This window comes from Streptomyces sp. YIM 98790 (assembly GCF_011421595.1).
In the GTDB taxonomy this organism is placed as follows: Bacteria; Actinomycetota; Actinomycetes; order Streptomycetales; family Streptomycetaceae; genus Streptomyces.
In genome coordinates, this window is record NZ_WTLH01000197.1 from 1 (window position 1) to 10,415 (window position 10,415).

Annotated in this window: 8 protein-coding genes and 1 pseudogene; 6 read left to right on the plus strand and 3 right to left on the minus strand. The window is 71.5% G+C overall.

Translation table 11 applies throughout. The features are described 5' to 3' along the window. The first annotated feature begins 194 nt into the window (after positions 1-194). From GQS09_RS23805 to GQS09_RS23815, 3 genes are all read left to right on the plus strand, one after another. Positions 195-1,832: a cellulase family glycosylhydrolase gene (locus GQS09_RS23805; protein WP_165989564.1), complete on the plus strand. Its 1,638-nt coding sequence runs from the start codon at positions 195-197 to the stop codon at positions 1,830-1,832. 448 nt (positions 1,833-2,280) lie between these two features. Then, entirely contained in the window at positions 2,281-3,417 is a 1,137-nt protein-coding gene (locus tag GQS09_RS23810; protein WP_165989566.1) for an endo-1,4-beta-xylanase, read from the plus strand. Between the two features lie 239 nt (positions 3,418-3,656). After that, positions 3,657-4,304 carry a LysE family translocator gene (locus GQS09_RS23815; protein ID WP_207958207.1) on the plus strand — a complete coding sequence of 216 codons (648 nt, stop codon included), beginning with the start codon at positions 3,657-3,659 and terminating at the stop codon, positions 4,302-4,304. A gap of 54 nt (positions 4,305-4,358) precedes the next feature. On the opposite strand, the gene GQS09_RS23820 is transcribed toward GQS09_RS23815, so the two are convergent. The 3 genes from GQS09_RS23820 to GQS09_RS23830 all read right to left on the minus strand — a co-directional run bounded on the left by GQS09_RS23820 (position 4,359) and on the right by GQS09_RS23830 (position 5,823). Further along, on the minus strand, positions 4,359-4,775 hold the full coding sequence (locus tag GQS09_RS23820; protein ID WP_165989568.1) for a VOC family protein: 417 nt from the start codon (positions 4,773-4,775) through the stop codon (positions 4,359-4,361). A gap of 28 nt (positions 4,776-4,803) precedes the next feature. After that, complete coding sequence (locus GQS09_RS23825) at positions 4,804-5,262, minus strand: helix-turn-helix domain-containing protein (RefSeq protein ID WP_207958208.1); 459 nt, start codon at positions 5,260-5,262, stop codon at positions 4,804-4,806. A 135-nt stretch (positions 5,263-5,397) separates the two neighbouring features. Beyond that, positions 5,398-5,823, minus strand: coding sequence for a Fur family transcriptional regulator (locus GQS09_RS23830; protein ID WP_165989570.1), 426 nt, complete (start codon positions 5,821-5,823; stop codon positions 5,398-5,400). Positions 5,824-6,328: 505 nt separating this feature from the next. On the opposite strand from GQS09_RS23830, the gene katG reads away from it, so the two are divergent. The 3 genes and pseudogenes from katG to GQS09_RS23845 all read left to right on the plus strand — a co-directional run. Next, positions 6,329-8,563: a catalase/peroxidase HPI gene (katG, locus tag GQS09_RS23835; RefSeq protein ID WP_165989572.1), complete on the plus strand. Its 2,235-nt coding sequence runs from the start codon at positions 6,329-6,331 to the stop codon at positions 8,561-8,563. 225 nt (positions 8,564-8,788) lie between these two features. Beyond that, positions 8,789-9,634 carry an SAM-dependent methyltransferase gene (locus GQS09_RS23840; protein ID WP_165989574.1) on the plus strand — a complete coding sequence of 282 codons (846 nt, stop codon included), beginning with the start codon at positions 8,789-8,791 and terminating at the stop codon, positions 9,632-9,634. A gap of 555 nt (positions 9,635-10,189) precedes the next feature. After that, a pseudogene (locus GQS09_RS23845) lies at positions 10,190-10,415 on the plus strand (hypothetical protein); the annotation flags it as partial.

The window sequence follows — 10,415 nt, forward strand, 5'->3', positions numbered from 1 at the left end:
GGCCGGGGCGGCGGCACGGCACGCCGCGCCGCCCTCTCCGCCTGCGGCCCCCGCGACCTCCCCGGAAAACCCCGGAAAAGCACGGGTTCCAACACCCGCCATCTTGACGCGGACTCAACAAGGCGAGAAGCATGGGAGCGCTCCCAAAACCCACCGGAAACCCACGTCGGTTTCCGTCCACTTCCGGAGTCGCGATGAGAAGAAGCACCAGAACGCTGGGGGTCCTGCTGGCGGGACTGGCCACCCTCCTCGGCCTCGGCGGCGGACTGGGCCCCGCCGCCCATGCCGAGGAGCCCGGCACCCCGGCCGCGCCCGGCCTCCACATCAGCGGAGGCCGCCTGCTCGAAGCCAACGGCAACGACTTCGTCATGCGCGGCATCAACCACCCGCACACCTGGTACCAGGGCGAGACCCAGTCGTTCGCCGACATCAAGGCGACGGGCGCCAACACCGTCCGCGTGGTCCTCGGCAGCGGCCAGCGCTGGGGCCCGAACAGCCCCGCGGACGTCGCCAATGTCATCGGTCTGTGCAAGGCCAACCGGCTGATCTGCGTGCTGGAGGTGCACGACACCACCGGCTACGGCGAGGAGGCGGCAGCCGCCTCGCTGGACCAGGCGGCCGACTACTGGATCGGCCTGAAGGACGTCCTGGACGGCGAAGAAGACTACGTCATCATCAACATCGGCAACGAGCCCTGGGGCAACACCGACCCGGAGGGCTGGACCGGGCCCACCATCGCTGCCGTCCAGAAGCTCCGCGACGCCGGGTTCGCCCACACCCTGATGGTGGACGCGCCGAACTGGGGCCAGGACTGGCAGGGCGTCATGCGCGCCAACGCCCCGGACGTCTACGAGGCCGACCCCACGGGCAATCTGATCTTCTCGATCCACATGTACAGCGTCTACGACACGGCCGAGGAGATCACCGACTACCTGAACGCCTTCGTCGACGCCGGACTGCCCATCCTCATCGGCGAGTTCGGGGCCCCCGCCGACCAGTGGGGCGACCCGGACGAGGACACCATGATGGCCACCGCCGAGGAACTCGACCTCGGCTACCTGGGCTGGTCCTGGAGCGGGAACACCGACCCGATCCTCGACATGGTGCTCGACTTCGACCCCAGCCGGGTGAGCGAGTGGGGCGAGCGCTTCCTCCACGGTCCCCACGGCATCGCCGAGACCGCCCGCGAGGCCACCGTCTTCGGCGGCGGCACCGACGACACCGAAGCGCCCACCGCGCCCGGCACCCCGGTCGCCACCGCGGTGACCGCCGTCTCCGCCACGCTGAGCTGGCCGGCCGCCACCGACAATGTGGGCGTCACCGGCTACGACGTCGTCCGGGTCGGCGACGGCACGGAGACCCCGGCCGCCGCCTCGGCCACCAACCAGGTCACCGTCACCGGCCTGACCGCCGGTACCACCTACACCTTCGCCGTGTACGCCCGGGACGCGGCCGGCAACCGCTCGGCCCGCTCGGACACCGTCACCCTCACCACCCACGAGATCACGACCGGGGACTGCTCGGTCGGCTACCGGGTCGTGGGCGACTGGGGCAGCGGCTTCCAGGGCGAGATCGTCATCCGCAACACCGGCACTGCCGCCCTCGACGGCTGGACCCTGGGCTTCGCCTTCACCGGCGGCCAGACGATCACCAACATGTGGGGCGGCACGCCCAGCCAGAGCGGCGGCACGGTGAGCGTCACCCCGGCCGACTGGACCCGCACCATCCCGGCCGGGGGCTCCGTCACCCTCGGCTTCCTCGGCAGCCGGGGCAGCAGCAACCCCGCCCCGGCCTCCTTCAGCCTCAACGGCAGCCTCTGCGCCGCCGCCTGACACTCCGCTCCTTCTCCCCGACGGGGCGTCCGCCGCGCGGGCGTCCCGTCGGCACGCCCGGCCGCTGCCCGCGCGGCGGGTTCAGGGCAGGGCGAGGTGCTCCACGACGGGTTTCTCCGGTCCCCCCGAGGGTGAGCCCGGCTCGCGCCGGGAGTGCACACCGCCGGCCGGTTCCCGCGGGCCCCGCCGTCCGGCAGCGGCCCGCAGCGGCCGGCCGGCGGTGCACACGGTCATCGTTTCCCCAGCTCGCAGGCGTGTCTCCCGGTATGCCCGGGCGCGGCCGCACCCGCCGGCGGACCGCTGCGCACTCCGGGCCCACGGAGGGACTTCTTCCACTTGCCTCCTGCAGGACCGTTGACGCCCCGGCGCCGGTCCCCTTAACGTCCGTAGCCATCCTTTCGGAAATCTTCCGAAACTTTTCGGCACCGTTGGCCAGGAGAGACCTCCGATGAGACCCGTCCGCATTGTCACCCTCGCACTTGCCACCACCGCCCTGGCCCTCCCGCTGGCGGCGATACCGGCTACGGCAGACCCGGGAAGCGACCACCAGGCCGCACCGCACTCCAACGCCAAGTTCGACCGCCTGCGCCACGCCGCTCCCGAAGGCTTCTTCGTGGGCACCGCCGTGGCCGGCGGCGGTCACCACCTCGAGCAGGACTACCCGGACCCCTTCACCTACGACAAGGAGTACCGGAAGATCCTGAGCCGTCAGTTCAGCTCGGTCTCCCCCGAGAACCAGATGAAGTGGGACTTCATCCACCCCGAGCGCGACCGTTACCGGTTCGACGAGGCCGACGCCATCGTCGACTTCGCCGAGCGCCACGGCCAGGTGGTGCGCGGGCACACGCTGCTGTGGCACAGCCAGAACCCCGCCTGGCTGGAGCAGGGCGACTTCACCGACGAGGAACTGCGCGCCATCCTGCGGGAGCACATCGAGACCGTCGTCGGCCGCTACGCCGGCCGGATCCAGCAGTGGGACGTGGCGAACGAGATCTTCGACGACGCGGGCAACCTGCGCACCGAGCAGAACATCTGGATCCGCGAACTCGGGCCGGGCATCGTCGCCGACGCCTTCCGCTGGGCCCACGAGGCCGACCCGGAGGCGAAGCTGTTCTTCAACGACTACAACGTGGAGGGCCGCAACGCCAAGAGCAACGCCTACTACGAGCTCGTCCAGGACCTGCTCGCCGAGGGGGTGCCGGTGCACGGGTTCAGCGCGCAGGGGCACCTGAGCACCCGCTGGGGCTTCCCGGGTGACCTCGAACAGAACCTGCGCCGGTTCGACGCGCTCGGCCTGGAGACGGCCATCACCGAGCTGGACGTGCGCATGGACCTGCCGGAGAGCGGCGTGCCCACCGAGGCGCAGCTGGAGCAGCAGGCGGACTACTACGACCAGGCGCTCTCGGCCTGCCTGGCCGTGGCCAACTGCAACTCCTTCACCATCTGGGGCTTCACCGACAAGTACTCCTGGGTGCCGGTGTTCTTCCAGGGACAGGGTTCCGCCACGGTGATGACCGAGGACTTCGTCCGCAAGCCGGCCTTCTTCGCCCTGCAGTCCACCCTCAAGGACGCCCGGAACGGCTGAGCGTCTCCCGTCCGGTCCGGCCGGAGCCCCGCCTCGTCCCACCGGCGGCGGCTCCGGCCGGACCGTTTCCCGGCCACGGACGGGATCGGTCGCTCCCGAGGCGACTCCGCTGCTCCATCAAGGCGTGCACGCGTCTCCGCTGACGCATACGCGACACCTCACCATGGTGGGCCTACCAGCCGGCGACCCCCGATCCCCCGGGGAAAACGGCCTGAGGGACGGGCCGCTGCCGTGCTTGCATGGGGGACGTGGTGTCCGCCGACCGGCTGCTCGCCTTTGCGGCCATGTCCTTCCTGCTGATCGCCGTGCCGGGGCCCAGCGTGCTGTTCGTGATCGGACGGGCGCTGGCGCACGGGCGCCGTGCCGCGCTGACCACCGTCGCGGGGAACACGATCGGCGCCGGTGTGCTCGTGGCGGCGGTGGCCCTGGGCGTCGGGCCGGTCGTGGAGCGCTCGGTCGTCGTCTTCACGGTGCTCAAACTGGCCGGCGCGGCGTACCTGGTGTATCTCGGGGTCAAGGCGTGGCGCGGGCGCGGCGGGGCCCCGGCCGCGGCCACCGGTGACGTCTCCGGTCGCGGCGGCCCGCGCACCCTGTGGGACGGTTTCGCGGTCGGCGTGGCCAACCCCAAGACGATCGTGTTCTTCGCCGCCGTGCTGCCGCAGTTCGTCGACCGCGGGCAGGGGCACGTCACCGCGCAGATGCTGCTGCTGGGGCTGGTCTTCAACGCGATCGCGCTGGTCTGCGACAGCGTGTGGGGACTGGCCGCGGCGGCCGCGCGGACCTGGTTCGCCCGCTCTCCGCGGCGGCTCTCCCTGGTCGGCGGCGCCGGAGGGCTCATGATGATCGGCCTCGGCGTCACCGTGGCCGCGACCGGACGCAGGGAGTGACCTCCCCGGCCCCCGCCGGAGGTCCCCGGGGCCGGGCCGGCCGCGGCCGGCCCGTCAGCCCTTGCGCGGCTGGTTGAAGCGGAGCATGTTGCCGGCCGGATCGCGGAAGGCGCAGTCGCGCACGCCGTAGGGCTGGTCCATCGGCTCCTGCAGCACGTCCCCGCCCGCGGCCCGGATGCGTTCGAAGGTGGCGTCGACGTCGTCGGTGGCGAAGATCACCCCGCGCAGCATGCCCTTGGCGAGCAGTTCCGCCATCGCCTGCCGGTCCGCGGGCGAGGCGTTGGGGTCGGCGAGCGGCGGTTCGAGGACGATCTCCACGTCCGGCTGGGACGGTGAACCGACGGTGACCCAGCGCATTCCCTCGAACCCGACGTCGTTGCGCACCTCCAGGCCGAGGACGTCGCGGTAGAAGGCGAGCGCCTTGTCGTGGTCGTCGACGGCGATGAAGCACTGTGCGAGCTTGATGTCCATGCCTCCGACGCTACGGGGCGGAGGCCGATCACGCTTCTCCGATACTGACCTGTTGCGCCGGCCGGCCCGGGCCGGTGCGCGCGCCGTTCCGGACCGGGCGGGTGGCGATCTTGGCGACGCAGGCCGGGATCGCGGCGCCCGCCTCGTGGCGGCGGGCCCGGTAGGCGCTCGGGCTCTCGCCGACCAGCTCCGTGAAGCGTGAGCTGAACGACCCCAGCGAGGTGCACCCGACGGCGAAGCAGACCTCGGTCACGCTCAGGTCGCCCCGCCGCAGCAGCGCCTTGGCCCGTTCGACACGGCGTGTCATCAGATAGCTGTACGGGGTCTCGCCGTAGGCGGCGCGGAAGCTGCGGGAGAAATGGCCGGGCGACATGAGGGCGACCCGTGCCAGCGCGGGCACGTCCAGCGGCCGGGCGTAGTCGCGGTCCATCATGTCCCGGGCGCGGCGGAGCCGCTTCAGGTCCTCCAGCATCACGTTCCCCAGCATCGCACGGCCCTCCGACAGCCGCAGACGGTCCGCGCCGGGCGCCGTGCTGCCCGCGGGACGGTGCACAGGTCCCGTCCCGCCGTCCGGAAGCCGCGCCGCTCCCGGTTCCGGGCCGGTTCCGGTGGCGGGCGGCCGTCAGGCGGAGCGGGCCCCGGCGCAGGCCGGGCACAGACCGCGGTAGGTGATCTCGACCTCGGAGACCGTGAAGCCGAACCGTTCCTCCGCCGGGAGGTCGGCCAGCGGATTCCCCGCCGGGTGGACATCGCGGATGGTGCCGCAGCCGGAGCACACCAGGTGCTGGTGCGGGCGGTGCGCGTTGGGGTCGTAGCGCTTGGCGCGGCCGTCGGTGGTGACCTCGATGACCTCGCCGAGCGACACCAGCTCGCCCAGGGTGTTGTAGACGGTCGCCCGGGAGATCTCGGGAAGCTGCCGTGCCGCGCGGGCGTGCACCTCGTCGGCGGTGAGATGCACGTGGTCGCCGTCGAGGACCTCCGCGACCACACGCCGCTGGGAGGTCATCCGCCAGCCACGTCCTCGCAGCCGTTCCAGCAGGTCACTCATGTCGGTTCACCTGTTCACCTCCGGGGTGCCCGGGCCGGCCGGCGGGCGTCCGGGATCCGAGGGAGTAGGGGATTGGGGTACTTCTTGACTTGAACTTTGTCTATCGTAGGATCAGTTCCGGCGCTCGCCAAGGTGCAGATGCAGGAAGACTCCAGTGGCAGGAGACAGTGACGTGACGGAGATCGCCTCCCGGGGTGCGCGGCCACCGCATGAGCCCTCTCCCCCGCCGGACTTCGGGTGAGGCCCGCCGCGCGCTCACCGCGGCGGGACGCGTACGCCCGGTCCGGCCGGCCGGACGCCATGGGCCGTCCCTGACACCGGCCGCGCCGCCGGCGAGTTCCCCTCCCTGACCCTGTCCGGCGACCGCGGTGCCGCGGCCGGCGAGGCCGAGGTCCCACCCTCACCCTTCACCTCAGTGTTCACACCGCCCACCGGGGCCGTGCCCCGGATGTCCCATCGCCCGATTCCTGAGCCCCGTGATCCCGCCCGGGCCGGAAGGATTCCCATGACCGAGAACCATGATGCAATCGTCGTCGACGCGAAGACGGAGGGCGAAAGCGGCGGCTGCCCCGTCGCGCACGCCCGGGCTCCGCATCCCACCCAGGGCGGCGGCAACCGCCAGTGGTGGCCGGAGCGGCTCAATCTGAAGATCCTCGCCAAGAACCCCGCCGTGGCGAACCCCCTGGGCGAGGATTTCGACTACGCCAAGGCCTTCGCGTCCCTCGACCTCCCGGCCGTGAAGCGGGACATCGCGGAGGTGCTGACCACCTCGCAGGACTGGTGGCCGGCCGACTTCGGCCACTACGGCCCGTTCATCATCCGGATGGCCTGGCACAGCGCGGGCACCTACCGGATAAGCGACGGCCGCGGCGGCGCCGGGGCCGGCCAGCAGCGCTTCGCCCCCCTCAACAGCTGGCCGGACAACGCGAACCTGGACAAGGCCCGCCGCCTGCTGTGGCCGGTGAAGAAGAAGTACGGCCAGAGCCTGTCCTGGGCCGATCTGATGATCCTGGCCGGCAATGTCGCGCTGGAGACCATGGGCTTCAAGACCTTCGGGTTCGGCGGCGGCCGGGAGGACGTCTGGGAGCCCGAGGAGGACGTCTACTGGGGTCCCGAGACCACCTGGCTCGGCGACGAGCGCTACACCGGCGACCGGGAGCTGGAGAACCCTCTCGGTGCGGTCCAGATGGGCCTCATCTACGTCAACCCGGAGGGCCCGAACGGCAACCCCGACCCGGTCGCCGCCGCCCGCGACATCCGCGAGACGTTCCGCCGGATGGCGATGAACGACGAGGAGACGGTCGCCCTGATCGCCGGCGGGCACACCTTCGGCAAGACCCATGGCGCGGGCCCGGCGGACCACGTCGGCCCGGACCCCGAGGCCGCCTCGCTCGAGGAGCAGGGCCTGGGGTGGCGGAACTCCTTCGGCACCGGCAAGGGCGGCGACACCATCACCAGCGGCCTTGAGGGCACCTGGACCCCCACCCCGGTGACCTGGGACAACAGCTTCTTCGAGACCCTGTTCGGCTACGAGTGGGAGCTGTTCAAGAGCCCCGCGGGCGCGCACCAGTGGCGGCCCAGGGGGGGCGCCGGCGAGGGCACCGTCCCGGACGCGCACGACCCGTCCAGGAGCCACGCCCCGACGATGCTGACGACCGACCTGTCGCTCCGCTTCGACCCGGTCTACGAGCGGATCTCGCGGCGCTTCCTGGAGCACCCCGAGGAGTTCGCGGACGCCTTCGCCCGCGCCTGGTACAAGCTGACCCACCGCGACATGGGCCCGGTGGTGCGCTACCTCGGCCCTGAGGTCCCCTCCGAGACGCTGCTGTGGCAGGACCCGCTGCCCGCGGTCACGCACGAGCTCATCGACGCCGGGGACGTCGCCTCCCTCAAGGACCGGGTCCTCGCCTCCGGCCTGTCCGTCTCCGAGCTGGTGTCCACCGCGTGGGCGTCGGCCTCCTCCTTCCGCGGCAGCGACAAGCGCGGCGGCGCCAACGGCGCCCGCATCCGCCTGGAGCCGCAGCGCAACTGGGAGGTCAACGACCCCGAGCGGCTGGCCGCGGTGCTGCGCACCCTGGAGGGCATCCAGGAGGAGTTCAACGCCGCCCGGACCGGAGGCAAGCAGGTCTCGCTGGCGGACCTGATCGTGCTCGCCGGTGCCGCGGCCGTGGAGAAGGCCGCCAGGGACGCCGGCTTCGACATCGAGGTCCCCTTCACGCCGGGCCGGGTGGACGCGTCGCAGGAGCAGACCGACGTGGAGTCGTTCGCCGCCCTGGAACCCACCGCCGACGGGTTCCGCAACTACCTGGGCAAGGGCAACCGGCTGCCGGCCGAGTACCTGCTGGTCGACCGGGCGAACCTGCTGACCCTGAGCGCTCCCGAGATGACGGTCCTGGTGGGCGGCCTGCGCGTGCTGGGCGCGAACCACCAGCAGTCCCGGCTGGGGGTGTTCACCGACACCCCGGGCGTGCTGACCAACGACTTCTTCGTCAACCTGCTCGACCTGGGCACCACGTGGCGGGCGAGTGCCGGGGACGCCGGCACCTTCGAGGGCTGCGACGCGGCCACCGGCGAGGTCAGGTGGACCGGCAGCCGGGCGGACCTGGTCTTCGGGTCGAACTCCGAACTGCGCGCGCTGGCGGAGGTCTACGCGAGCGACGACGCGAAGGAGAAGTTCGTCCGCGACTTCGTCGCGGCCTGGAACAAGGTCATGAACCTGGACCGGTTCGACCTGGTCTGATCACGGCCTGGGCACCCGGCGACGCCCCGCTTCCCCTCCGCCCCTCCTTCGGGCCCGGAGGGGAGGCGGGGCGTTCCGCCGTCCGGTGGCTCGCCCGCGCGGCGGTCCGTGCCGCTGGGGGTTCCGCGGCGGCCCTGTGCCCGGCGGACCGTCCGCCCCCGGCGGAGACGCCCGTTCGCGCTGATACGGTGTCTGTTCCCCTGCGTGCAGAAGGAGTTGCCAGGCATGGGTGAGATCGACACCTCCACGCCGCACAGTGCCCGGGTGTGGAACTACTGGCTCGGCGGCAAGGACCACTACCCCGTGGACCGCGAGGCGGGCGATGCCTACGCGGCCGCCTTCCCGGGGGTGCGGGACACCGCCCGCGCCTCGCGGCACTTCCTGGCCCGTACCATCCGCCATCTGGCCGGCGAGTGCGGAATCCGGCAGTTCCTGGACATCGGCACCGGGTTGCCCACCGTGGACAACACCCATGAGGTGGCGCAGCGGGCCGCCCCCGAGTGCCGCATNTTGCCCACCGTGGACAACACCCATGAGGTGGCGCAGCGGGCCGCCCCCGAGTGCCGCATCGTCTACGTGGACAACGACCCCCTGGTGCTGGCGCATGCCCGCGCCCTGCTGACCAGTACCCCGGAGGGGGCGACCAGGTACATCGACGCGGATCTGCGGGACACGCCGCGGATTCTGGCCGAGGCCGCCGGACTGCTGGACCTCGGCCGGCCCGTGGGGCTGATCCTCAGCGGCATCATGGGCCATGTGCCGGACTACGGCCGGGCCCGTGCCATCGTGGCCCAACTGCTGGCCGCCCTGCCGTCCGGCAGCTTCCTCTCGCTCAACGACGGCACCGCGCAGACCCGCCGGCCGGACCAGGTCGAGAAGGCCCAGGAGGAGTACGACAGCACGGGCGCGGTGCCCTACACGCTGCGCACCCCGGAGGAGATCGCCGGATTCTTCGAGGGCCTGGAACTGCTGGAGCCGGGCGTGGTGAGCTGCACGCACTGGCGGCCCGAGCCCTCCCCGTTCCCGCCGGAGCCGGTGACCGCTTTCGGCGGGGTCGGCCGCAAGCCCTGACCGCCCCGGCCCGAGCCCGTCCGCAGCGGGCGCCGGCTCCCTTCCGGCACACCGGCCGTCCCCCTCGGGGGCGGCCGGTTTTCCATTGCCGCCGCCGGCCGCGCCGCGTGCCGGAGCCCGCCAGAGCACCCCGATAGAAGTCCGAAACTTTTCCGGAATATTTCCGAAGATTGCGTCAACAGCAGCGCTCGTCTTGATCGTTAAAACGAGGCGCTTGCCGAGTTCACAAACGATGCTACGCCTTTGACCAGGCGAATTACCTGCCCAACGGAACGTCAGCCGAGCCTAGACTTTCGGGATCTCGCCGAAAACTGTTGACAACTCTGGGAGTCGGTCCAACACTATGCCCATCGACAGACCTCACGCACTGTCGATTGAGGTCACCCCGCGTGACCTGATGTCTCCGGTCGTCGGCCGCTCGACGACCGGCCAACCCCCCACCGTCGTTTTACGACGCCGACGCGCGGTGGTCCTCCGCCGGGCCATCGGCAGCCGCGCCGGCTCGTAACACGCTTCCTGGCTTTCCGGCCAGCCTCACAAGGAGGAAGCTTGCACGTGAACGACGCCCCCACCCCCCAGAGCCGCAGACACAGCCGCCGAAGGCTGCTGCCCAAGGTCCGCGGTGCCGGGCGCATCAAGCTGCTCATCAGTGCCGCGTGTGCCGCGCTGGTCGCGGCCGTTCTGGTCCCGACGGGCAGCGCCAACGCCAACCCGATCAACTCCAACCAGACCGGCAACCACGGCGGGTACTTCTACTCGTTCTGGACCGACGCGCCCGGCA